The following is a 22,827-nucleotide window of genomic DNA, read 5'->3' on the forward strand; positions in this document are numbered from 1 at the left end:
TCAACCTCCTGCGACCTGTACGTCTTCTATTACCAAACCAGTACGGAAGCGCCCCATGTCAGTCCGCCTCCGAAGCCGACGAGCACCAGGGCGTCGCCTTCCTTCACCCGGCCTTGCTCCACGGCTTCCGCCAGCGCCACCGGGATCGAAGCCGCCGACATGTTGCCGTACTTGTCCAGGTTGATCATGCATTTATCTGCGGACAGCTCCAGCTTCTGCAGAGAAGACTGGATAATCCGGATATTCGCTTGATGCGGCACGAGCAGGTCAATGTCGCCTTTGGCCAGACCCGCTTTGCGAAGCGCCTCTTCCGCCGCATTGCCCATGATCCGCACGGCGAACTTAAACACCTCGGAGCCCGCCATATAGATGTAGTGGCCTTTGCCCGCAAGCGTCTCCGGAGTAGCGGGACAACGCGAGCCGCCAGCAGCTACCTGAAGCAGCGGACCGCCCGAGCCGTCGGCGCCAAGCTCGAACGACTTGAACCCCCGGCCTTCCTCCACTTGCCCGAGCACGACCGCTCCCGCCCCGTCTCCGAACAGAATGCAGGTATTGCGATCCGTATAATCCGTAATCTTGGACAAGCATTCCGCGCCGACGACAAGCACATGCTTGTACACGCCGCTCGCGATAAAGTTCGAGCCCGTCGCAAGCCCGTAGATGAACCCGGAGCAAGCGGCCGACAGATCGAAGGCCGCCGCCTTCTTCGCCCCCAGCTTGTTCTGCAGAATGCAGGAGACCGAGGGGAACGCCATATCCGGCGTAATCGTCGCCACGATGATCAGATCCAGCTCCTCCGGACTTACGCCCGCCGCTTCAAGCGCGCGGAGCGATGCCTCATAGGCCAGATCCGAGGTCGCCTGCTCAGCTGAAGCCAGCCTGCGCTCCCGGATGCCGGTTCGCGTCACAATCCATTCGTCGTTCGTCTCTACCATGCTTTCCAGTTCCTGATTCGTCAACACACGATCGGGCACATACTTGCCGGTGCCGATAATGCCTACAGGCAGTAAACTCATATTAAGACCTCTCGCTTCCATTGCTGATTTCTGCACGGATTCCGTCGATCAGGCCGCTCTGGACGGCGATGCGCGCCTGTCTTACCGCGTTTTTGACGGCCACTGCGCTGGAGGAGCCGTGGCTTTTCAGCACAAGCCCGTCCACTCCGAGGAGCGGAGCGGCGCCATGCTCGTTGTAATCCATCTTTTTGCGGAAGCTGCCAAGCCCCTTCTTGACCGTAGCGGCTGCCAGCTTCGTATACCAGGTGCGGGTAAATTCCGTTTTAAGAGCGGAGAAAATAACGGAGGCCGCCCCCTCCAACGATTTCAGCATAATATTGCCCGCAAAGCCGTCGCACACCAGAACATCGCAAGGCTTCTTCAGCACATCGCGCGATTCCACATTGCCGACGAACCGGATGGGCGCCTGCTCCAGCAGCGGATAAGCCGCTTTCGTCAGCTCATTGCCCTTCATCGCTTCCGTTCCGACGTTCAGCAGTCCGACCTTGGGCTCGCGGACCCCGTGTACTTTGTTACGGTAAATGCTGCCCATGATCGCATACTGGACGAGCTGCTCCGGGGTCGCATCCATATTAGCGCCCAGATCAAGCGCGAGCAAGCCCTCGCCGTCCATCGACGGCAGCATGGGAGCGAGCGCCGGGCGCTCGATGCCCTTCATCCGTCCGACGACCAGCAGGCCGGCGGTCATCAGAGCGCCGGTGTTGCCTGCCGAGATCATCCCGTCCACGGCGCGCTCCTTCACCATGCGTCCCGCCACGACCATCGAGGAATCCTTCTTGCGGCGGACCGCCTTCACCGGCTCGTCATCCGCTTCAATTACTTCCGCCGCGTGGACGATCTCCACATTGGCCGGCTTCTTGCCCTGAAGCAGCGGTTCGATTCGGGCCTGATCGCCCACGAGCACGACGGTTGTATCCGGCCATTCGGCCGCAGCCAGCAGCGCACCCTCCACCGTGGCCTGCGGCGCGAGGTCTCCCCCCATCGCGTCAATCGCTATCCGCATGCAGGTCTCCTCCTTCGGAGCGTTCTTTGCTCGCATGATAAATAATAAAGTTGCCCTGGAACACCATCTCGTCGCCGACATAGGTGAATACCTCCACCTTGGCCTTGCCCTTGGAGATGGAGCGGACGTACGCCTTGGCGATGCATTTCTCGGCGAGCCGGACGGAGCGGACAAAGCGGATATCCGCCGCCGCCGTCAGCGCCACCGCATCGTTGATCAGAGCGACGGCCAGCGAATTCGCTTGCGAGAAAATATGATGGCCGCGCGCGATCTTCGTCCGGGAGAACACGTGCTCCTCCTTGATTTCGAACATCGAAATGCCGCTTTTGTCGAGCTGGAGGTCTATGACATCCCCGATAACCTCATGAAGCGGCAGCGAGCGCACCTGATCGTAGGACTGCTCCGCCATCAGCTTCATCCGCTCGCGGAGCTCGGGGATACCCAGCTCCAGCCGGTCCAGACGTATAGTCTGTATACTGACCTGAAACTGCTTGGTCAGCTCCTCATCCGTTATGAACGGATTCTCTTCTATCGCTTTGGCCAGCTGCTGCTGGCGCTGCCGTTTGGGAAGGCGTTCGATCGCGAGCACCACCTTTGACGTAACTGCGTGCCTGTAGGTCATCCGTTGTCAATCTATGAACTGACACTTTATCTTATGACCAAGTCATAACGAAAAGTATACTGGATTCCGCAGGAAAAGGGAAGCGGCAAGCGGGGAAAAACAGCTCCGAATCCCGCGGTCCTATTCTCGCAGCCCGCCCAGCTCCCTGACAAGGCCCTCTCCGGACAGGCTGCACGGCCAAAAAAAATAGCACTCAAGCCGTTGGGCGAGCACTATCTCTTTGACGTTTGTATGAAATTACTGGTTGATGATCTCTCTGCTCTTGTACGTGCCGCAAGATTTGCACACGCGGTGAGCCAATTTCAATTCGCCGCAATGGCCGCATTTCACCATACCCGGTACTTCCAATTTAAAGTGAGTCCGACGCTTGTCACGGCGTGTTTTGGACGTTCTCCTTTGAGGTACTGCCATATTTCCCACCTCCTTCAACGAATTCACGCGTACGGCGCCCCGTTCTACTCGTTCTTGAATAAATCGGCAAGGCCTGCCAGACGCGGATCGATCTTGTCCGTTCTGCAGCCGCACTCCTTCTCGTTCCGGTCGGTTCCGCAAGAAGGGCACAAGCCTTTGCAATCTTCTTTGCATAGCGGAATGTACGGAAGCGAGAACATCACGCTCTCAGCCAAAAAAGGCGCAAGCTCGATGCGGTCGCCCGACACGTAAAGAACATCGTCTTCTTCCTCATCCTCTTCGTCCGAGTCATTAGCCGCATTCTCTTCGCCTTTTACGAACGTCTCATGAAAAGGAATCTCCACATGATCCCGAACCGCCGTCAAGCAGCGGGAGCAGGAGAGCTCTACATCGATCTCCAGGTTGCCGTAAACCACTGCCGCACCTTCGACATCCCTCGCTTCGAGCTGCACATGCAAAGGCCCGAATCCGGTAAGGCTGCCGTCTGTGGGCAGCAGGCTTGTCAGGTCTTCTTGACCTTCAAGCTTCAGCACGCCTTTCGTCGCCAATTCCTTCCAATGTATAAACATGATTATCACCCCAAACAAACAAAGATTATTATATCGACTATCCTTACCTTTTGTCAACATTTTCACTTCATCCAGCACTTCATGATATAGTGATGAATCATAGGCCATTATTTCCCCAATGTCAATATCCGGAGGAATCCTCTTATGAAGACCGTCGGTCTTATCGTTGAATACAATCCTTTGCACAACGGGCATCTGTACCACTTCCAGCAATCCAAGCGGGCTGCGGACGCCGATGCGGTCGTCTGTGTGATGAGCGGCCACTTCCTGCAGCGCGGCGAACCGGCCCTTGCGGGCAAATGGGCGCGAGCCGAAATGGCGCTGGCCATGGGCGCCGATCTCGTGCTGGAGCTGCCCGTCGCCTACTCGTCCCAGCCGGCCGAATGGTTCGCTTACGGAGCCGTCGCAACGCTTGCGGCCACCGGCGTCGTCGACAGCCTGTGCTTCGGCAGCGAAAGCGGCGAGCTGGGCGGGCTCACCGCAGCCGCGGAGCTGCTGCACCAGGAGCCGGCGGCTTTCCGGGCCGCTCTCGCCGAGGAGCTGGCGGCCGGCCAGTCCTACCCGGCCGCCTACAGCTCGGCCGTGGCCAGGCTTCTGCCGGGCATGGACAAGGCCGAGCTGGCCAAGCCCAACAATACGCTGGGCCTCCATTATCTGATCGCTCTGCGCCGACTGCAGAGCGCCATCCGGCCGCTGACGATTCGCCGCACGAAGGCGGAGTACAGCCAGTCGGATGTGACCGATGCGCGGATCGCCAGCGCGACAGCGCTCCGCAAGCTGCTGCTCGAGAAGGGCTCGCTCGATGAGATCCGCCCGTATGTCCCGGAAGCGACCGCCCGCATCCTCGAGCGCGAATGGCATGCCGGTCGTGCGCCTGTCCATTGGGAGCTGTATGCCCAGCCTCTGCTGCAGCGGCTGCTCACCCAGTCGCCGGAGCAGCTGGCCGTCTACGCCGAAGTGACCGAAGGATTGGAGCATCGCCTACGGCATGCGCTCGGCAGCCTCATGCCGGGGGGAGCAGCTCCCGTCGAGGCGCTGCTGGCGCAGCTGAAGACGAGGCGGTATACCCGCACCAAGCTGCAGCGCATGCTGCTGCGCATCCTGCTCGGTCATACCAAGGAAGAGCTGAGCCCTGCCCGGCTCGCCGCGGGCGTCTCGTATATCCGCGTGCTCGGCTTCAGCGAACGCGGACGCGGATTGCTGAAGCAGATGAAAAGCAAGGCGAAGGCGCCGATCGTCACCAAAGTAACGACCGCACCTTCGCCTTTCCTTGAGCTGGATATCCGGGCTACATCCGTCTACGCCCTGGCCTACCGGGAATTTTCGTCCCGGGAATGGCTTCGCGATTATTATGAAGCTCCGGTCCGTTCGTTATCCTCGGAGATTCGGACTCCGGACGATCAGGAGGATTTCGGCTCCAGCGTGTCGAGGTAGCTGAGCGCGTCCTTCACCGTGCCGACCGGCACGATCTTCATGCTCGTGCCGATTTCCTTGGCCCGCTGGACGGCAGCCGAGTAATTCGGAATGACGGCGCCGCCGGCCGTTTGAGCGTCCTTGGGCGCGAAAAAGATTTCCGCCCCCGCGCGGTCTGCCGCCACGACTTTATGCATGATGCCTCCGATAACTCCTACACGGCCTTCCGGATCGATCTCTCCTGTCCCGGCGATCCGATGGCCTTTGGTCAGATCCTCCGGACTGAGCCGGTTCATAATCTCGAGCGAAAACATCAGACCCGCCGACGGCCCGCCGATCGCTCCCGCCTGAATATCGATCTGATGCTCGGGACGGTCCGCCTGAACGCTGTGCACCTCCGCCGGCACGATGCCGAGTCCGACCCGTTTCGCCGACTCCTCCACCTTCTCCTGATCGGGCAGCACGGCCAGGGCGATGTCCTTCGTCCGGGTCACATCTCCGCGCTTATAGCTGACTTTGACGGAATCCCCCGCCTTCTTGTTCTGCAGAACCGCGCGCATCTCATCGTAGGTCTGGATCGGCGCGCCTTCCAGCTCGGTGATGTAATCCCCGGCCCGCAGCACTTCGGACGCGGGAAATTCGGGATATACCTGCTGTACGACAATGCCGTCCTTGCGGATATGATACGGAATCTTCAGCTCGTTGTACGCCGCCTGGATCGCATCCGCCTGGGAGGTATGCATCACGATAACCTGCCGCTGGGAATATTCCTCCCGGGTCTCATTGTTCTTAAGCAGCTCGCTTTTCAGCCGCAGCTCCTGGTACGGAGATACGAAGGACATCAGATATCCCGCTATGTTCACCTCGGAGAGCTGAACGGTCGTCAGCATGAACTGCCCCTTGTCCTCTCCCGCCGCCTGCTTGGCATGCACCATCGGAGCCAATACCTCCGCGGTGCCGGGCTTGAAAATATAATAAGGCAGCGGAACAAAATACACGATAAATACAAGCAAAACGGCCGCAAATACGGAAAATACAATACGCGACGCTTTCTTCAAATGTCCGGAATCTCCCATAGCTCTCCACCTCTGTCTATACCGACCTATCTGTCTATCGTACGCGCCTCAGGTCTATTCCATGCGCTCTGCGCGTAAACATGTACCAATCTGACAAGCCGGAGGGATACGGATGCCTGCTTTATCCGCCCTGATCTCCCCCAGGCTGACCACTTTCCTGCTGGGCGCGGGAGCACTGGCGTTCGTGGTCAGCATCATCGTATTTCCCGATCAAGCGTTCCGCTCCTCGCTGCAGGGGCTGCAGCTCTGGTGGAAGCTCGTCTTTCCCGCGCTTCTGCCCTTTCTGATCCTGACGGAGCTGCTCCGCGGTCTCGGTCTCCTGCACGGCATCGGCGTGCTGCTTGAGCCGTTGTTCCGCGTCGTGCTGCGCATCCCAGGCATCGGCGGCTTCATCATGGCGATCGGCTTCACGGCGGGAATGCCCGCGGGCGCGGCCGCCGTCGGCACCCTGCGCAAGAACGGGCAGCTGACGCGGGACGAAGGCGAGAGGCTGCTCGCCGCCTCTCATCTGCTCAGCCCCGTCATCCTGATCAGCGTTGTAGGCGTCGGCTTCCTGCACAGCGCTGCCGCCGGCTTGGCTCTTGCCGTCATTCATTATGGCTCAGCCTTGCTCCTGGCTTTGTTCCATCGTATGAGACTGCCCTCCGACGCGGAGACGACCTCCTATCCCCGGGACAACACAGGCTACATCCGGCGTTTTTTCATCACGCTGGAGGATGCCCGTGCCCGGGACGGCCGCACGTTCGGCAAGCTGCTTGGCGATGCCGTGTCGTCGGGCGTCCAACAGTTGTTCGTCATCGGCGGCTGCATGATGATGTTCTCCGTACTGTTGCAGGCCGTCTCCTTGACCGGCGCGACCCAGGCCATAGCTTCAGCGCTGCAGCCGGCCGGTGCGGGCAAGCTGCTCCAGGATCCGGGCGCCTTTCTCTCGGCGGCTGTCGCCGGCCTGCTCGAGCCGCATCTGGGCGCTTTTGCAATCTCGCAGCAGCTGAATAACGGAGCAAGCGGCGCTGTCTGGGGGTATGCGGCGCTCAGCGCGCTGCTGGCCTGGGGCGGGCTCTCGTCCCACGCGCAGGTGAGCAGCTTTACAGCGGCCACCGACCTGCGCTTCTCGCGGTTTATGCTGGCGCGTCTTCAGCACGGCGTCATCGCCTACCTCGTGACACTCGTAGTCTGGCATCCGCTGTACGCTTATTTCGGCCGCGACGCCACCGTTTCCGCGTGGGCGCCTTCGCTGTCTCAACATAACGGCTGGCTGCTCGAGCAGGACCGGTGGTGGCCGTTTATCAGCCCCATGATGCTTCAATTTGGCAGCACCCTGCTCGTCATGCTTGTCCTGTCCGTCTTTGCCGCCTTCCTGTTTCACCGCGGCCGCAAGCCGTTCAAATAAACCGGCAGGACGAGAGGACCGGAATCTCGCTTACGCTTTGCGTTCTTCGCCCAATTTCTCCCGCAGCGCCCGCTCCACGACCGGTGGAACCAGATCCGTCACCGGTCCATGGTAGCGGGCGATTTCTTTGACGATGCTCGAGCTTAAGTAGGAATATTGCGGAGAAGACGTCATAAAGAACGTCTCGATGTCCTCGCACAGCTTGCGGTTCGTAGACGCCAATTGCAGTTCGTATTCGAAGTCGGAAACCGCCCTAAGCCCTCTGACAATCAGATGCGCATCCTTTTGCTTCATATAATGAATGAGCAGATCCTGAAAGCTGTCGATCTCGACATTCGGCAGATCCGCGGTCGCCTGCCGGAGCAGCTCCGTCCTTTCCTCCACGGAAAACATGGGACTTTTACTGGAGTTTCTCAATACGGCCACAATCAGCTTGTCGAACGCCTTCGCGGCTCGGTGAATAATATCCATATGCCCGTGCGTCACCGGGTCAAAGCTGCCGGGGTACACCGCCACCGTGTACCGCCGTTCGCCTGCTTGGTTGTTGATTTCCATCGGCAAGGTCATCTCCCTTTAGCTTTATTCCTTCTCCACCATGCGAAACACCGTGATGGCTGTGGCGCCATACTCAGAGCGGCGTACCGGCTCCAGCAAGCCGACCGGCTCCTCATAACGATCGTCGGCATCATGCTCCACGACCACACGGGCCCCGTCAGCCAGCATCCCGCCTTCCAGTTCCTCCAGCAGCGGTCCAATGACCTTTAGCTTGTATGGAGGGTCCAGAAATACCAGATCGAACTTCATCTCCCGCTTCGCCAGCGCCTTTAGCGCTCTCTGCGCATCGTTGCGGTATACCTCCGCCCGATCCGTAAAGCCTGTCGCCTGCAGATTCAGACGGATCGTATCGATCGCCTTCTTGTCCATATCCGTCAGCACCGCCAGCTCCATGCCGCGGCTGAGCGCTTCGATACTGAGACCTCCGGTGCCTGCGAAGAGATCGAGCACCGCCCCTCCGTCGAAGTACGGGCCGATCATGCTGAATACCGCTTCCTTTACTTTATCCGTGGTGGGTCTTGTCCCCATCCCCGGCACCGCTTTCAGCGTCCTGCCTTTGGCGCTGCCTGAAATTACCCTCATGTCGTGCTTCCTTCCTTCTTCCGCTGAATACCGTTATCGTACCATAAAGAGGAAACGTTGCACAAAGCGCCTTGCAAAAAAATGTTCCGGCTTATGTATATCTTTCCGTGATTTCGGCCATCCTTGAATTATCGACATCCGAAAATGTCGTAGATAACCGCGGAGAAGACTTACGTTCCCCATAAGCTCTTCGTCCGGTTTCTCCTCTCCCATGAAAGGGCCTCGTCGCGAGACGGGGTCCGATTTTTTTATTAGCCTTATCATCAACAGGCTTGAGCTCACGCGTGATAGCTGCCTATCTATTGGACCCCGCTACGACTTGTATTTGTAAATTTTACATTTAAACAAAAAAAGCGTACAAGCCGGTTTAGGCTAGTACGCTCATTCTCACATTCACGATTTATAGGTTTATGACTATTATGGAAGCGATTTTTGCTACAGCAGCTTGGAGCCGATGAAAGACAGGCTTTGGCGTACGGCGGCTTCCGGGTCCCAATTGTACTTGGGTGAAATATGCTCCAGCGTCAAATACCCGTCGTAACCGATTTTTTTCAAGCCGCTCACGAAGCTGTCAAGCGGAAATTCCCCTTCGCCCCATGCCAGATGGGCCGTCGTCTTGCCGTCTCCGTCCAGGAAATGGACATGGACCAGTTCGTCGCCGAAAGCCGTCCCGTAGTCCTCAATGGTTTCGCCCGCCAGCATCATCGGGATCGTATCGAGCATAACCTTCAATGCGGGAGAGCCGACCTCGGCATGCATGCGCCTGAGTGTATCCAGGTTGTAAATCACGTTGGATCCGATGTTCGACATCGCTTCAAGAACAAGCGTAACGCCTGCTTGCTCCGCATCCTTCGAAAGGATATGCAAGGACTGCGCCGCCCGCTTCCACGCTTCCTCCGGAGGCTCGTTGTAGAAGCCGAAGCCGACGATTACGAGCATCTTCCGGCATTCGAGAGCATTTGTCACCTTGAGGCATTTTTGAAAATAGTTCACGCTTCTATTCCGGCATGTATCGTCCTTCGCAGACAGGTTGATCGGATAAATCGCCTGCTCTGGCGTAAAACAGACGAGCTCAAGGTTTCTTTGCCTGATCTGCTTAAGCACTCCCGCCACTTCTTGAGGCGATGCGTCGTCGACATACAGATGAGGAGTGCCTGCCCACAGCTCGATTGCTTCCAGCCCGGTACGGACGGTTGAATCCAGAAAGTATTCCAGCGGATAACGGTGGTAATTCTGATTCATATTAGCGAGCTTCATCATGACGAATTCCCCTATTCTCCGATGATTTGAATATACACCTTGCGCGCTTTGGGCCCGTCGAATTCGGCCAAATAGACGTCCTGAGCGTCGCCGGTCACCATTTGGCCGTCTTGCACGACAAACAGGCAGTTGTTGCCCGACAGCATCGATTTCAAGTGCGACGGCGAATTGCTGCCTGTCGCTCCGTAAGAAGGCAGAAAATGCGCATGCGCATACGGCGCATCCTTCGGAATGAGACGCTCCAGCGTTTCTTCGATATCCGTTTCCACGCATTCGAGCCCTTCATTGACCATGATGCCTGTCGTCGTATGGGCGGTAATGACAGCCGCAAGTCCGTTCTTGACTCCCGATTCTGCAATGAATGCCCGCACATCCTCCGTAATTTTGATCATTTGAAACTCAGCCCGGGTTCGGAGCACTATGCTCTTCAGTTTGACCATGCCCGTTCACCTACCCTTTCAGTCCGATAAATTTCAGTGCGTTCAAGCCGAGAATCTTGTTTAGCGTTTTCTCTCTGAGCTGGAGTCCTTCAAGCGCTGGAAGCAGCCGCTTGGCCCGGAAGCGGGGGGCGTTCGTGCCAAACATCACCTTGTCGCCCAAATTCCGCTCTATCCAGAGCGGCCCCATATTGCGCGTGAACACCTGCTCGTAAAAGTCCTTGGCGTTGTCCATATGCAGTAAGGACGTATCCGTGTAAACGTTCGGATATTTAAGCAGCAGCATCACCGTCTCATGAATCCAGGGCCATCCGAAATGAGCCAGGCACATGCGGAGCTCCGGGTAGGCGATTGCTACGTCCTCAAAATGCAGCGGATGCGAATATTTAGCCGGAGCGTCCGGCTGCCAGCTCATTCCCGCATGAAACATGATCGGCTTGTTGTACTTCAGGCACACCTCATAAACCGGCTTCAGCATCTCCTCGTAAGGGAAAAACCGCTGTTTGGACGGATGCAGCTTGAGTCCCATCAGACCAAGCTCCCCAAACGCATGCTCGAGCACCTGCACCGCATCGGGGCGGCGGGGATCGACGCTGGCGAAGCCGATAAAGCGGTCCGGAGCCAATTCGACGATTCTCTTGATCTCCTCGTTGGTCACGATGCAGCCCCCGTGAAGCGACGTCAGATCCTCGGGAAGCAGCACCGTCTTGGCGATATTCATATAGTCCATCTCGATAAACACCGATTCCAGCGGGTAAGGAGACTGCTTGTAGATGCCGAACTGTTCCTTGCGGAAATTCAGTTTCTCCTTGTCGTCACATATATCTTTGTAAAATATCGGATGCGAATGTATATCAATGATCATCGTATTGTCCTGCCTTTCGTTGAAGGTCACCCTGGCCCGCCTCTAGGGAAGGAGGTAAGGGAGCATGTGTCTAGCGCTAGAAAACCATGCCTTTCAGCAAGTAGCTGAATCATTAATACGGCTTGAACCGGGCCACCACATGCGAGGCCACTTGGGCTCCGCGATGCAGACAGTCCTGGATCGCTTCTCCTTGAAACACACCGTACATAAAACCGGCGCAGAACGAGTCTCCCGCTCCGACCGTGTTCACTACTTGGGCCGGGACGATGCCTTCCCGGTAAAATCGGGTTCCATCGTACGCGAGACTGCCATGCTCGCCCAAGGTTGCGATAACGGCGCGCGGACCGAGACGCTGGGCCCACTGTATATAGGTTTGAATGAACTCGTCCTCCTTCCCGTAGGAGAAGAAGGCATAATCGATATGAGGCAGCGCAGATTCAACCTCTTTATTTACGCGTGTCGAGAAATCAAATACCGTTGTCAAGCCCCGGTCCTTGAACACGGGAAGCGACCCGGCTGCTCTCCCGGAAAAGTTAGTGTGGACGCAATCATGCCCGGCAATAAACTCAATATCTTCGGCGCTCAGGACGAAATGAGCCATGACGCCTTCCATTTTCTCCTTGTGAACCCGATCGTTTCCGTTCAGGTCCATCCGAAACATCGCCGTACGGCCTTCCGCTACATGCAGATGACTGATATCGATGCCTTCCCCGCGTAAAACGTCAGCCATCTGCTTGCCGTATTCGTCGGTTCCAACGACGCTCACCATCGAGGTTTCAATGCCGAGACGGCTTAAATGAATGACGAAATCGACGCTGTTGCCCGTCGGATAAGAGCAGTTCAAGTTTTCGTACAGATCGATGCAGCTTAAGCCCACGCCTGCAACCCGCATGGCTCAACCTCCCGTTTATGGTTTCCGTGCATATAGGCGCTACTTTACGGCTTTTTTGGCGCAGTTAACCGCCCGCAGCCATGCTTCGCCGAAGCTCCGCCGTCTGCAGCTCATCCACCTCTCCCGTTCCCGGCACAAAAGCAACGCCGTATTCACGCAGGGCATCGTCCGGCTTGACATAGCCGAAGCGAACGTCCTGCCGCACCGAGTCCGGATCCCGCTCGAGGGGATTCCTATACCCGCCGCCTCCCGGGGTACGGATAATGACGGTGTCCCCCCTCTGAATCGTCAGCGTCGCTTTCGGCGGCAAATTCGTCACTTTGCCCGAAGCCTCGATATGGATGCATTCCGACGCAGCGCCCTCCTTTCCGCCGAACAATCCCCACGGTCTTGTCTGCTGCCGCTCGGATGTAATCGTCACGATCACGTCGTCGGCTTCGGAAATAATTTCACGAGTAATGCCCACGCCTCCGCGGTATTTGCCGTAGCCTCCGCCGCTTTCGACAAACGAGTACTTCTTGACAAGCAGCGGGTAAGACTGTTCGATAACCTCCGTCGGCGTATTTCGCGTATTCGTCATATGCGTATGGACGCCATCCATCCCGTCCAGGCCAAGCACAGCGCCTTGTCCTCCGCCGCAGGTCTCGATGTAGGAAAAATACTCGCCTGTCTCTTCGTTAAATCCGCCGAAATTGAGCCCGTTCATGGAGCCGGAGCAGGCTGCGATCGCCGCCTCGGGCAGCACGGGCGCAAGCGCCCCGAGAATCGCATCGGTGATGCGCTGCGACGTGTTTCCGTTGGCATTGGACACCGCCGCCGGAAATTTGGCGTTAACGATCGTGCCTTCCTGGGCATGAACGTGAACCGGCCGGTACGCACCGTCGTTGGGCGGAACCTCGGGATCAAGCAAAGCTTTGACTGCATAGTAGGCGCATGCGCTTGTAACTCCGATTGTCGAATTGATCGATCCTCTTGCTTGAGGGGCAGTGCCGTCGAATGACACGTGGATCTCGTCGTCCTTGACACTAACCTGCACCGCGATTTTGATCAGGTCGTCGGTCAAGCCGTCTCCTTCCAGGTAATCCTCGAAAGCGTAGGTTCCGTCAGGGACCTTGCGGATGGCCGCACGCAGTCTTCGCTCCGAATAATTCATCAGCTCGTTCATGCACGCTTCCGTAAAATCGGGCGAATACCGCTCAAACAGCTCCTTCAGGCGGGTTTCGCCGATTTTGTTGGCGGCGAGCTGGGCATAAATATCGCCGAGCATCTCCTTCCCGGTCCGCGAGTTTTTCGTCAAGAGGCGCAGCACCTCTTCGTCCATCACACCGGCTTTGCGAACGCGGATGGCCGGCAGACGAAGCCCTTCTTGGAAAATTTCCGTCGTTTTTACCGAACAGCTTCCCGGTGTCATGCCGCCGACATCGATATGATGTGCAATATTGGCGGTCAGCGCAACGAGCCGGCCTTGATGAAACACCGGGGAGATCATGAAAATATCCGGGAGATGCGATCCGCTGATATACGGGTCATTGATTAATATCGCATCGCCCTCCTTCAGCTCATCCGGCTTGTAAATTTTCAGCACCTCGCCGACCACGGATGGCATCAGTCCGAGATGAAGCGGAATATGCTCCGCCTGAGCAACCAGCTTGCCTTCTTTCGTATAAATCGCCGTCGAACAGTCCATCCGGTCCTTGATGTTTGTGGACAACGCCGTTTTGATCAAAGCGACACCCATTTCTTCGGCAATCGTGTGAAACGCATTTTTCATAACCTCTATCGTAATGGCGTCTACTTTTCCGCTCATGGTCCATCCTCCCTCGTTATGCGTTATGCAAATGAATGATCAGATTGCCGAAATCGTCGGATACCGCTTTTTGTCCCGGATGGATGACGATGGTGGAATCGAGCTGCTCCAGAATGGCCGGTCCTTCCACGATGTTGCCCGGACGCAGGCCGGAACGGTCATAGACCGCCGTATCAACGAATTGCCCGTCGAAAAACACCTTGCGGGACGGGATCGATACGGGCGCTTCGGATGCATTCTCCCGTTTGTCGAACCGGATTTTCGGAATGGCTCCGATAGCGGTTAGACGAACGTTGACCAGCTCCACCGTTTCGCCTTCCCGGCTGAAGCCGTACATTTTGTGATGAAGCGCATGGAAATCGGTCACCGCCTGCTCAAGCAGCGACGCATCTACCGTTAAGCCCGGCACCGGCACATCGATCTCATAGGCCTGGCGCAAGTAGCGCAGGTCGAGTGCCGCATGCAGATGAATATCCGCACCGGCGAATCCTTCCTTGCGCAGCTGCTCCCGCGCTTCTTGCGCAAGATGGGCGATGACTGCGTTGGCTTCGTCTAGCTTCAGCTGGCAGACGCTGGACAGCACCGTTTGCACATAGTCATGGCGCACATCGGCCATCAGCATGCCCATCGCGCAGGTGATGCCCGGATTCGGCGGGATGATGATCTCCTGACAGCCGAGCTCCATGCCGATGTCAACCGCGTGGACCGGTCCAGCTCCGCCAAAGGCGACCAGCGAGAAGCTGCGCGGATCATGGCCTTTTTCTATGGAAATGACGCGGATGCCGCGAATCATGTTAGCATTGACGACTCTCAAAATTCCTTCGGCAGCTTCCTCTATCGTTATGCCGAGCGGGTCGGAAATTTTTTCCTTCATCACTTGCCGGGCCAGCTCCAGGTTCATCTTCATTTTTCCGTTCAAAATGTAGCCTGGATTGATCCGTCCCAAAATAACGTTCGCATCGGTAACGGTCGGCTCCATGCCGCCTTTGTTGTAGCATACAGGCCCGGGCATCGCGCCTGCGCTCTGGGGTCCTACCCGCAGCGCTCCGCCGGCGTCGATCCAAGCGATGCTGCCGCCGCCGGAGCCGATCGTATGCATTTCTATCATCGGCAGCTTGATCGGATTGCCATCCACTTCGCTCATCGTCGTGTACTGCGGCTTGCCCTTTTCGATCAAAGCGGTATCGAGGCTGGTGCCCCCCATGTCGATAGTAATCAAATCTTTATAAGGTGTCGTTTCCACGATGAAGAGCCCGGCCAAAATGCCGCCCGCCGGCCCCGACAGCACTGTCCTGGCAGGCGTGTGCATCGCGCTCTCTGCGGTAATAATGCCTCCGTTCGACTGCATGATGTACAGCTCGGACGACACGCCGGTCTCCTTCAGGCTGCCGACAAGCCGATTCAGGTATCCTTTCATCTTGGGCAGAACATAGGCATTGGCCGACACGGTGCTCGTGCGTTCATATTCCTTGAATTCAGGCAGCACCTCGCTCGATAGCGTGACATAAGCTTCGGGATATTCTTCCTGCAGCGTTTGTCCGATCATTTTCTCATGCGCATCGTTCATGTAGGAATTGATCAGGCAGACGGCGATCGACTGTACGCCTTCGCTTTTCAGTCTGCGCGCGATCTTGCGTATTTCCTCCGTGTCGAGCGGCTCCAGCACTTCCCCGCTCGCCTTTATGCGCTCGCTGACTTCGATGCGCAGGTCGCGCGTGACGAACGGAGGCTTTTTCCTCGCTTTGAAATCGTACAGCTTCGGCCGGGATTGCCGTCCGATCTCAAGCACGTCGCGGAAGCCTTTGGTCGTCAGCAGTGCTGTCTTCGCCCCTTTCCGTTCGAGAAGCGCGTTTGTTGCGACCGTCGAACCGTGAATGAAAAACGAGATGCTCTTCACATCGATGCCGGTTTGATTCACAATTTCGTGCACGCCGTTAATGACGGCCTCGGACGGATCGTGAGGGGTTGAGGGCACCTTGGCCACATGCACCTTGCCCGTTTGTTCATGAATGAGAGCAATGTCGGTAAACGTTCCGCCGGTATCGACACCAAGGCGATAATTCATGTTGAACACCTCTTTGGTTAATTGGGATTAATCTTTCATGGAGCCGCTTGCCAGCCCGCTGACAATATATTTTTGCAGCGAAGCGAAGATCACGATAATCGGCAGGGCCGCTATGGCAGCCACCGCCATCAAGTAATTCCACTGCGTACCGAACTCGCCGGTGAACTTGCTGAGGCCCATCGTTAAAGGCCGCACGGTTTCATCGGAGGTTAGCGTCAGCGCAAAAATGAAATCGCCCCAGCCCCATAGAAAGCTGATCGCTCCGACCGTGAGCAACCCCGGCAGCACAAGCGGCAGCACAATTTTCCAGAATGCCCTTGCTTTGCCGCATCCGTCGATCAGCGCCGCCTCTTCCACCCCGCCGGGAATACCGAGAAAATAAGGGCGCAGCACCAGTACCGCAAAAGGCAGCGTATGCGTCGTATTGGCGATGATGAGCGCCGTGTAGCTGTTTACGAGCTGCACCTTGGAGAACATGATGAACAGCGGCATCGCGAGCATAATGTTCGGCAGCATCTGGGTCGCAAGCAGCACGATGAGCACGACGCCCTTGCCCCGGATCGGAAGTCTGGCAAGCCCGTAGGCGGCAGGCGCCGCCAGCAGCAGCGTGAGAAGCATCGTTCCGGCCGCTATGATACTGCTGTTCCCGATGTAGCGGAAAATGCCCGTGTTCGTCACGAAGTTATGGACATATGCCTCTAGTGTTGGCGCAAGGGGAATATAGTGCGGCGGATAGGCAAACAATTCGTTCATCGGCTTGATGGACGTCACAAACAGCCAATAGATCGGGAACAGGTAGACGAGCGTGACCACTGCGGCAACGAAGGCGGTGCAATAGCTGCGGAAGCTGTATTTGCCGAAAACGATCATGACTTCTCCTCCTTGCGGGACATCCACAGGTACACCGATGCAAGAGCGATCAGAAAGACGAACATCAGGCTGGCCACCGTCGATCCCATACTGATTTCGTAGTTGTTGAAGGCGAGCTTGTAGGCAAAAAGCGGCAGTACGGTCGTCACGTTCACCGGTCCTCCGCCGGTCATGACATAGATCAAATCGAACACCTTGAACGTGTAGATCAACACGAGCATCAGCACGATGAAGATGGTCGGCCGCATCAGCGGGATTGTAATCTGCGTGAACTGTCGCAGCCTGCCCGCACCGTCGATTTTGGCCGCTTCGTATAGCTGCTCCGGCAGCGCTTGCAATCCCGCCAGCAGGATCAGCATATTAAACGGGATGCCGATCCAGACGTTGGCGATCGTCGCCGCCGCCAGCGCCGTATCCTGATTCGTCAGCCAGAACACCGGCTGGTCGATCAGGCCGAGCACGCTCAGCAAATGGTTAAACACGCCCGAGTCGCCCGATAAAATCCATTTGAACAGCGTTCCCGTAATGACGATCGGCATCATCCAGCCAAGCAAGATGAGCGATCGCATCAAGTCCCTGCCGGGGAAACGGCGGTGGAAAAAAAGCGCCAGCGCAAACCCGAGCACGAACTGAAATACCAGACTGCCGGCGGTGAAATAAAGCGAGTTGCTCACCGAGCTCTTGAAGAGCGGATCGGCGAATACCCGCGAATAATTTTGCCACCCGACAAAATGATGCCCGCCTTTCAGATTCATCAGCGTGACATCCTGAAAGCTATTCCATATATTATAGAAGATAGGGAATATAAGGAATATTAGGACAAACGCCCCTCCGGGAATAACGAACATATAATTGGTCAATTCCATCCGTATTCGCCGGGGAGCCGATCCGGAGACAGCTCTCTCCGCCTTGGGCAACGCACGGTCCGTCATGGAGCTTTTTCCTCCCCTCCTTTGTTTAGGGGAGGAGCCCCTCCCCTTGTCCGCCACTTTTTATTTCAGCAACGGCTTGATTTTCTCCGCCGCTTCCTTCACCGAGTCTTCCGGCGATTTCACACCGGTTACGGTTTGCTGCACCATATCCTGAATAGCCTCGGAAATTTTCGGGTAATTCGGGCCGTAAGCACGGGCTTTGGCGTATTTATGCTGATCGGCGAAAATTTTCATATATTTGTCCGTTTGCCAATAAGAATCGTTAATCAAATCTTGGCGGCTCGGAATTCGTGCGCCTCCGACCAGCAGCGGCTTCAGAAATTCGGGCTTCTGCGAAAACTTGATAATATCCCAAGCGACGTCCTTATACTTCGAGGTTGCTGTAATCGCCCAGTTGTCTCCGCCCAGAATGGTCGCTCTTTCCTTGCCGGCCGGCAGGTCGACAAGTCCCCAGTTGAACTTGGCTTCCTTCAACGCAGGCAGCTGCCAAGGCCCGCTTAGCACCATTGCCGCCTTCCCGGCCATAAATTGCAGAAAGGTAGCCTGCTGATCCTGCGTAAGCACTTCCTTGGACATGGAGCCGCTGTCTACCAGCTCCTTGTAGAGCTTGAGCGTATCAACCGTTCCCGGATCATCGATCCTGGTCAAGTCGGAGCCCGCTTGCCAGAGGAAAGGGAGGTATTGGAAAGTAAGCTGTTCGCTTTTCGGAGCTGCGATAGCAAGTCCGTAGACACCGTTTTTACTCAGCTTTTTGGCTGCGGTTTTCAGCTCGTCCCATGTTTTGGGAGGCTCCACCCCCGCTTCCTTGAGCAGGTCGGCGTTATAAAACAGCCCGAGGTTGTTGTTGCTCACCGGAACCCCGTAGTTTTTGCCTTGATACATCGTGGCGTCCCAAGGCGCCTCGAAATATTTATCCGCTTCGCCCCATGCCTTGACCTCTTCCGTAATATCGGCCAGCACGCCGGCCGAGGCAAAAGCCTGATGATCCGGACCGTCGATCATAACGATGTCGGGAAGCTGGCCGGCGGCCGATCCGAGCAGCAGCTTGTTTTTGATATCGGCAAAGGGGACAAACGTTCTTTCGATTTTCACATTCGGATGCTCTTTCTCGTATGCGGCAATCAAGGTGTTTAGAGCGTCGATCATTGCCTGGTTCGGCTGGAAGTCCCACCATGTAATCTTGATCTGCTCGTTCGATTTGTTTGCAGTTCCCGTGTTCTCCTGGGGACCCGGCGTGCTGCCCGTTCCGGAGGAACAGGCGGTGACGAAAGCGAAGCTCAATGTAAATAAAGCGAGCAATCCTTTTTTGTACATTTGTTCGAGTAGCCTCCCTTTTTTGGACTTCCGATTGGAATGAGGATATGCCTTGCTTCTTCCTCTTGGCATCATTATAGATCAACCGGTCTTCGCAAAATATAAACAAAGTTAAGAGAATCGTATATACAATTTTAATGTGTGCGGAAGCGCTGGCCGGTGGACGCGTCAAATCAAGCGAAAAAAAGAAGACGGCCAAGGCCGTCTTGTCTTACGCCGAGATGGCGAGCTTATTATTTCGGATAAACGCGGGCGTGTCGTGGCAGCCAGGAAACTTCAGCTTGTCCGGGAGCACGGATACCTCTGAGCCGGCTCCCGGCCTCCAAAGGCTTATCCGTCCGCACGGATGCGGATCGTGACCCTGGTTCCCGGCCCCCCTTCGCCGGATTCGATGCGCATGCTGTAAGCCTCGCCGAACATGAGCTTGAGCCGCGAATCGACATTTTTCATACCGTAGCCGGAGCCCTTCATCGCCTCTTCCTCCCACAGGTCGGAATCAATGAGCCGTCTCTGTTTGTCCAGCGTTTCGATCGGCATGCCAACGCCGTTATCGGCCACCGTCAGCACAACCTCCCCGCCGTCCAATTTTCCCGAGACCATGATCATCCCTTTTGTGCGAAGCCTGCGAATGCCGTGCAGCAGCGCATTTTCTACAAGGGGCTGCAGAACGAGTTTGCCGATTTTGTGCTCCCGAACCTCCGGCTCCAGACGGATTTCATAGTCAAAGCGGTCCTCCAGTCGAATTTTATGAATGTCCAGATAAATCCGCACCATCTCGAACTCTTCTCTTAAAGCAATCGCTTCGTTTCCCTTGCTCAGGATGATCCGGAACAGCTTGGACAAGCCTTCGACCATTCTGCTGATCTGCGGCCGGTTGCTGTCCAGAGCCAGCCAATGGATCGTATCAAGCGTATTGTACAGAAAATGCGGATTGATCTGATACTCCAGCACTCTCAGCTCAAACAGCCGCTTCAGGTTTTGCTCTTCGGCTACGTTGCTCAGTAAATGTTCGATACGGGAGGCCATCGAATTAAACGTACTGCCCATGATGCTGATTTCATCGGAGCCTCTGACCGCAATTCGCGTTCCCCACTTTTCCTGGCCGAACTGCCGCATTCCCTTCAGGACATGACCGATCCGGCGCGACATGACCGTTGCCCCGAACAATGAGATTCCCAGCGCCACGATCAGAAAAACCGCATAGCCGAAAATCAGATTATCGCTGATCGATTTCGTCTTCTCGCGTATATACGCATTATCCAGTCCAACAAATAAATAATTTCGGGTATCCGCCGAAAACGGTCCTTCCAGCTGTCTTACGTTCATATGCCATGAGGTGCCGTGATACGATACGTCCGTCTGCCTTTCTCCGAATTCGGCAAACGACAGCGCCTCGTCATGCTCTGCGGAAAATCGGCGTCCATCGTAAATCATGTTTCCGTTGCCGGAAGCGTTGGATAAGCCGAACACCATCTTTCCAAAATAATTGTAGGTATCGAAGGAATCTTGAATTTCCCTCAGCGAGAGATTAATAATAACGCGCCCAATCACCTGCTGGGGCATCGTGGTGCCATATATTTTGCGGGAAATGGTGATCATGTTTTCATTTTTGGTCAAAGCGTCGTTGATGCTCCAGGGCAGCGGATCGTCGGAATCTGCTTTCAGAAGTTTTGAGGCCCCGAGGTCTTCGGGATAGATTTGATAGTTTTGCGCCGTGCTCAAATATACGTTTCCTTGCGTGTCGACGATGGCCAATGAATAAATATTCGACCACACAAGGCGGTACCTGGATAAGAGCGACTGCATCAGCGCCTGATTGTCGTACAGCATTTGCAGCTTCCTCAGCTCGGTATCCGCGGAAGGATTTGCGTTCGGCGCAAGCCCCTCCCGCCAACTGTACGTCAAAATCCGCTGCACCTCGGGCTCAATGATCAGCTGATTGGAGAGCGTAGTGACCACGCCAAAGAGGGAGCTGATCTCACGATTAACCGCATGCCCCAGCCCCAGCAGCGTATCTTGGATTTCGCTGGCCTTCTGTTCGACCTGGCGATCGGTCAATTGCTGAATAACGAATACCAGAAGCAGGTTGGGAATAAGGAGCAGCAGGAGCAGCTTGGTAAAAATCATGCGCGACATCTTGTTGTACCACCGGTTCAGCAAGCTCCTGGGGCGCTCAGTCATGAGAGGAAAGTCCTTCCTTGTAGACGGACGGACTTTTGCCGATCCACTTTTTGAAATAGCTGCTGAAATACAAATGATTGTCATAGCCGACTTTTTCGGCAATTTCGGAGATTTTGAGATCCGATTCGTTCAGCAGCTTTTTTGCCTGCTCCATGCGGAGCCGAGCCAAATACTGCATACACGAGAAGCCGGTCAGCTTGCGGAACGTTTGCGTCAAATAATTGGGATGCACATAAACGAGGTCGGCCAAGCGCTGCAAGCTCAAGCTGCCGTCAGCGTAATACTCCTCCATATGCGTGATCACTTTGGCAATAATATCGTTCTGCTGTCCTTGCCTTTTCGGTTCGACCCTTGCTATACATTCCTCAAGCCACTCATGCATGCGTTCAATCAGCCCGGATCTCGGCAGCCCGGCAAGCAGAGGGGGAGAAACCGGCTGCTCCAGCTCGCGAAATAAATCCTCCAGCGATTCGGTCAGCCTGTAAAACGAGCGAAGCAAAAAGTCCGCATGCGCAGAACTCGCCGCAATCGCTCCGACGACCGCCTTGGCATCGGCTCTCGCCGCATCCCGATCGCCTGCGCGCACGGAAAAGCGCAGCTTCTGCTCCAGCTCCGACGGGTACAGCCGCTGCTCTTGGCCGGAGCGCTCCATATCCTCGAAAGCTGCTGCCACCGTCTGGCGGAATTGCAACAAATTCACAGCATGCGCGCTTATTCCGAACTCGACCGGCACGCCAAGCATGCTCGCCGACGTACCGGCAAAGCGGGCAACCGATTCGCGCACCCGCTCCGGCTGCGTTTCCATCACGCCGAACACGAGTGTGCACGAATCCTTAAGAAGCACAAATCCCCTATACTCCGCCATCACCGTCTCGGTAAACAAATGCTTGACCGCGACGGAATATAACAGGGAATCCCGCTGCGACATACTCTCCCCTGCCGACAGCAGCCGGATCACCCCGCCGGAGAGCGAGGTCGCCTCCAAATCGAAATCAAAGCAGTCGGCATGCTGCAGCAGATCCCGGGCGGAAACGAGCCTCGACTCCAGCAGATCGGACAGCAGCTTGTCTCTGATGTATAGCGCACTGCTTGCGCTTCGCTGCTCCCATTTGAGCAAATCCTTTTTACGCAGCTTGTCCTGCTCCACCTCGGACCGAATTTCGCGCAAGGCTTCATCCAGCTCTTCACGGGTAACCGGCTTGGTCAAATACCGGCACACCTTGAGGCTGATCGCTTGCTGGGCAAGCCGGAAATCGTCGTGTCCGGACAGCAGTGCGCATTTGACGCCCGGATATTCCGCATTGACTTTCCCCACCAGCTCCATCCCGTCTACGTATTTCATAAAAATGTCCGTAATGATCAGGTCCGGAGGAGAGCCGCACTGCTTCAACCACTCCAAAGCCGTCTCCCCGTCATCCACAGACGCCGCGACGTTGTACCCGAGATCGCCGACCATTCTCTCCAAACCATTTCGAATCATCGTTTCGTCTTCGACAATCAGAATCTCCATAATCCGCGCTCCTCTCATCGTAAGTCCATGAAGATTCACTGCTCCCGGCATGCAGCC

General features: G+C 56.2%; 21 protein-coding genes. 2 read left to right on the forward strand and 19 right to left on the reverse strand.

What is annotated here, in order from left to right:
- Nucleotides 1-29: 29 nt before the first annotated feature.
- From BLR08_RS21270 to BLR08_RS21290, 5 genes are all read right to left on the reverse strand, one after another.
- Nucleotides 30-1,016 carry a beta-ketoacyl-ACP synthase III gene (locus BLR08_RS21270; protein WP_072334712.1) on the reverse strand — a complete coding sequence of 329 codons (987 nt, stop codon included), beginning with the start codon at nt 1,014-1,016 and terminating at the stop codon, nt 30-32.
- A 1-nt stretch (nt 1,017) separates the two neighbouring features.
- The gene (gene plsX / locus BLR08_RS21275; protein WP_072334786.1) at nt 1,018-2,019 is read right to left on the reverse strand and encodes a phosphate acyltransferase PlsX; all 1,002 of its coding nucleotides are present in this window, start codon (nt 2,017-2,019) and stop codon (nt 1,018-1,020) included.
- Nucleotides 2,003-2,641, reverse strand: a complete 639-nt coding sequence (gene fapR / locus BLR08_RS21280) for a transcription factor FapR (RefSeq protein ID WP_072334707.1) — start codon at nt 2,639-2,641, stop codon at nt 2,003-2,005. Before fapR ends, plsX begins: the two co-directional genes overlap by 17 nt.
- 237 nt (nt 2,642-2,878) lie before the next feature.
- Entirely contained in the window at nt 2,879-3,052 is a 174-nt protein-coding gene (gene rpmF / locus BLR08_RS21285) for a 50S ribosomal protein L32 (protein ID WP_072334702.1), read from the reverse strand.
- Nucleotides 3,053-3,096: 44 nt separating this feature from the next.
- Complete coding sequence (locus BLR08_RS21290; protein ID WP_072334699.1) at nt 3,097-3,621, reverse strand: YceD family protein; 525 nt, start codon at nt 3,619-3,621, stop codon at nt 3,097-3,099.
- 144 nt (nt 3,622-3,765) lie between these two features.
- Here BLR08_RS21290 and BLR08_RS21295 point away from each other — a divergent pair, with 144 nt between their 5' ends.
- Nucleotides 3,766-5,055, forward strand: coding sequence for a nucleotidyltransferase (locus BLR08_RS21295; RefSeq protein WP_072334696.1), 1,290 nt, complete (start codon nt 3,766-3,768; stop codon nt 5,053-5,055).
- Here the strand turns inward: BLR08_RS21295 and BLR08_RS21300 are convergent.
- Nucleotides 5,022-6,110 carry a SepM family pheromone-processing serine protease gene (locus BLR08_RS21300; protein WP_072334692.1) on the reverse strand — a complete coding sequence of 363 codons (1,089 nt, stop codon included), beginning with the start codon at nt 6,108-6,110 and terminating at the stop codon, nt 5,022-5,024. The genes BLR08_RS21295 and BLR08_RS21300 overlap by 34 nt on opposite strands.
- Nucleotides 6,111-6,222: 112 nt before the next feature.
- On the opposite strand from BLR08_RS21300, the gene BLR08_RS21305 reads away from it, so the two are divergent.
- Nucleotides 6,223-7,500: a nucleoside recognition domain-containing protein gene (locus tag BLR08_RS21305; RefSeq protein ID WP_072334689.1), complete on the forward strand. Its 1,278-nt coding sequence runs from the start codon at nt 6,223-6,225 to the stop codon at nt 7,498-7,500.
- Nucleotides 7,501-7,530: 30 nt separating this feature from the next.
- Here BLR08_RS21305 and coaD read toward each other — a convergent pair whose 3' ends face one another.
- From coaD to BLR08_RS21370, 13 genes are all read right to left on the reverse strand, one after another.
- Nucleotides 7,531-8,055, reverse strand: coding sequence for a pantetheine-phosphate adenylyltransferase (gene coaD, locus BLR08_RS21310; RefSeq protein ID WP_072334686.1), 525 nt, complete (start codon nt 8,053-8,055; stop codon nt 7,531-7,533).
- A 24-nt stretch (nt 8,056-8,079) separates the two neighbouring features.
- On the reverse strand, nt 8,080-8,637 hold the full coding sequence (gene rsmD, locus BLR08_RS21315) for a 16S rRNA (guanine(966)-N(2))-methyltransferase RsmD (RefSeq protein ID WP_072334683.1): 558 nt from the start codon (nt 8,635-8,637) through the stop codon (nt 8,080-8,082).
- A gap of 435 nt (nt 8,638-9,072) precedes the next feature.
- Nucleotides 9,073-9,897, reverse strand: a complete 825-nt coding sequence (locus BLR08_RS21320) for a sugar phosphate isomerase/epimerase family protein (protein WP_083537398.1) — start codon at nt 9,895-9,897, stop codon at nt 9,073-9,075.
- Between the two features lie 11 nt (nt 9,898-9,908).
- On the reverse strand, nt 9,909-10,337 hold the full coding sequence (locus BLR08_RS21325; RefSeq protein ID WP_072334680.1) for a secondary thiamine-phosphate synthase enzyme YjbQ: 429 nt from the start codon (nt 10,335-10,337) through the stop codon (nt 9,909-9,911).
- Nucleotides 10,338-10,347: 10 nt separating this feature from the next.
- Nucleotides 10,348-11,229 carry an amidohydrolase family protein gene (locus BLR08_RS21330; RefSeq protein ID WP_256257739.1) on the reverse strand — a complete coding sequence of 294 codons (882 nt, stop codon included), beginning with the start codon at nt 11,227-11,229 and terminating at the stop codon, nt 10,348-10,350.
- A gap of 82 nt (nt 11,230-11,311) precedes the next feature.
- Nucleotides 11,312-12,091 (reverse strand): fructoselysine 6-kinase, encoded by a 780-nt coding sequence (gene frlD, locus BLR08_RS21335; protein ID WP_072334677.1) that lies wholly within the window; start codon nt 12,089-12,091, stop codon nt 11,312-11,314.
- A 64-nt stretch (nt 12,092-12,155) separates the two neighbouring features.
- A complete protein-coding gene (locus tag BLR08_RS21340; protein WP_072334674.1) occupies nt 12,156-13,898 on the reverse strand; it encodes a hydantoinase B/oxoprolinase family protein in 1,743 nt (580 codons plus the stop codon).
- A 16-nt stretch (nt 13,899-13,914) separates the two neighbouring features.
- The gene (locus BLR08_RS21345; RefSeq protein ID WP_072334671.1) at nt 13,915-15,963 is read right to left on the reverse strand and encodes a hydantoinase/oxoprolinase family protein; all 2,049 of its coding nucleotides are present in this window, start codon (nt 15,961-15,963) and stop codon (nt 13,915-13,917) included.
- Between the two features lie 27 nt (nt 15,964-15,990).
- The gene (locus BLR08_RS21350) at nt 15,991-16,833 is read right to left on the reverse strand and encodes a carbohydrate ABC transporter permease (RefSeq protein ID WP_072334668.1); all 843 of its coding nucleotides are present in this window, start codon (nt 16,831-16,833) and stop codon (nt 15,991-15,993) included.
- Entirely contained in the window at nt 16,830-17,765 is a 936-nt protein-coding gene (locus tag BLR08_RS21355; RefSeq protein WP_256257738.1) for a carbohydrate ABC transporter permease, read from the reverse strand. The genes BLR08_RS21350 and BLR08_RS21355 overlap by 4 nt, the downstream gene beginning before the upstream one ends.
- Nucleotides 17,766-17,825: 60 nt before the next feature.
- Nucleotides 17,826-19,079 carry an ABC transporter substrate-binding protein gene (locus tag BLR08_RS21360; RefSeq protein ID WP_072334665.1) on the reverse strand — a complete coding sequence of 418 codons (1,254 nt, stop codon included), beginning with the start codon at nt 19,077-19,079 and terminating at the stop codon, nt 17,826-17,828.
- 330 nt (nt 19,080-19,409) lie between these two features.
- Nucleotides 19,410-21,260, reverse strand: a complete 1,851-nt coding sequence (locus BLR08_RS21365; protein ID WP_072334663.1) for a cache domain-containing sensor histidine kinase — start codon at nt 21,258-21,260, stop codon at nt 19,410-19,412.
- Nucleotides 21,253-22,770, reverse strand: coding sequence for a response regulator (locus tag BLR08_RS21370; RefSeq protein ID WP_072334660.1), 1,518 nt, complete (start codon nt 22,768-22,770; stop codon nt 21,253-21,255). Before BLR08_RS21370 ends, BLR08_RS21365 begins: the two co-directional genes overlap by 8 nt.
- Nucleotides 22,771-22,827 lie beyond the last annotated feature (57 nt).

The organism is Paenibacillus sp. cl123, assembly GCF_900101595.1.
GTDB lineage: Bacteria > Bacillota > Bacilli > Paenibacillales > NBRC-103111 > Paenibacillus_G.

What these genes read in the sequence shown, in the direction of transcription:
- BLR08_RS21270 (WP_072334712.1), bottom strand. Translation starts at nt 1,016, where the DNA reads ATGAGTTTACTGCCTGTAGGCATTATCGGCACCGGCAAGTATGTGCCC.
- plsX (WP_072334786.1), bottom strand. Translation starts at nt 2,019, where the DNA reads ATGCGGATAGCGATTGACGCGATGGGGGGAGACCTCGCGCCGCAGGCC.
- fapR (WP_072334707.1), bottom strand. Translation starts at nt 2,641, where the DNA reads ATGACCTACAGGCACGCAGTTACGTCAAAGGTGGTGCTCGCGATCGAA.
- rpmF (WP_072334702.1), bottom strand. Translation starts at nt 3,052, where the DNA reads ATGGCAGTACCTCAAAGGAGAACGTCCAAAACACGCCGTGACAAGCGT.
- BLR08_RS21290 (WP_072334699.1), bottom strand. Translation starts at nt 3,621, where the DNA reads ATGTTTATACATTGGAAGGAATTGGCGACGAAAGGCGTGCTGAAGCTT.
- BLR08_RS21295 (WP_072334696.1), top strand. Translation starts at nt 3,766, where the DNA reads ATGAAGACCGTCGGTCTTATCGTTGAATACAATCCTTTGCACAACGGG.
- BLR08_RS21300 (WP_072334692.1), bottom strand. Translation starts at nt 6,110, where the DNA reads ATGGGAGATTCCGGACATTTGAAGAAAGCGTCGCGTATTGTATTTTCC.
- BLR08_RS21305 (WP_072334689.1), top strand. Translation starts at nt 6,223, where the DNA reads ATGCCTGCTTTATCCGCCCTGATCTCCCCCAGGCTGACCACTTTCCTG.
- coaD (WP_072334686.1), bottom strand. Translation starts at nt 8,055, where the DNA reads ATGGAAATCAACAACCAAGCAGGCGAACGGCGGTACACGGTGGCGGTG.
- rsmD (WP_072334683.1), bottom strand. Translation starts at nt 8,637, where the DNA reads ATGAGGGTAATTTCAGGCAGCGCCAAAGGCAGGACGCTGAAAGCGGTG.
- BLR08_RS21320 (WP_083537398.1), bottom strand. Translation starts at nt 9,897, where the DNA reads ATGATGAAGCTCGCTAATATGAATCAGAATTACCACCGTTATCCGCTG.
- BLR08_RS21325 (WP_072334680.1), bottom strand. Translation starts at nt 10,337, where the DNA reads ATGGTCAAACTGAAGAGCATAGTGCTCCGAACCCGGGCTGAGTTTCAA.
- frlD (WP_072334677.1), bottom strand. Translation starts at nt 12,091, where the DNA reads ATGCGGGTTGCAGGCGTGGGCTTAAGCTGCATCGATCTGTACGAAAAC.
- BLR08_RS21340 (WP_072334674.1), bottom strand. Translation starts at nt 13,898, where the DNA reads ATGAGCGGAAAAGTAGACGCCATTACGATAGAGGTTATGAAAAATGCG.
- BLR08_RS21345 (WP_072334671.1), bottom strand. Translation starts at nt 15,963, where the DNA reads ATGAATTATCGCCTTGGTGTCGATACCGGCGGAACGTTTACCGACATT.
- BLR08_RS21350 (WP_072334668.1), bottom strand. Translation starts at nt 16,833, where the DNA reads ATGATCGTTTTCGGCAAATACAGCTTCCGCAGCTATTGCACCGCCTTC.
- BLR08_RS21355 (WP_256257738.1), bottom strand. Translation starts at nt 17,765, where the DNA reads ATGACGGACCGTGCGTTGCCCAAGGCGGAGAGAGCTGTCTCCGGATCG.
- BLR08_RS21360 (WP_072334665.1), bottom strand. Translation starts at nt 19,079, where the DNA reads ATGTACAAAAAAGGATTGCTCGCTTTATTTACATTGAGCTTCGCTTTC.
- BLR08_RS21365 (WP_072334663.1), bottom strand. Translation starts at nt 21,260, where the DNA reads ATGACTGAGCGCCCCAGGAGCTTGCTGAACCGGTGGTACAACAAGATG.
- BLR08_RS21370 (WP_072334660.1), bottom strand. Translation starts at nt 22,770, where the DNA reads ATGGAGATTCTGATTGTCGAAGACGAAACGATGATTCGAAATGGTTTG.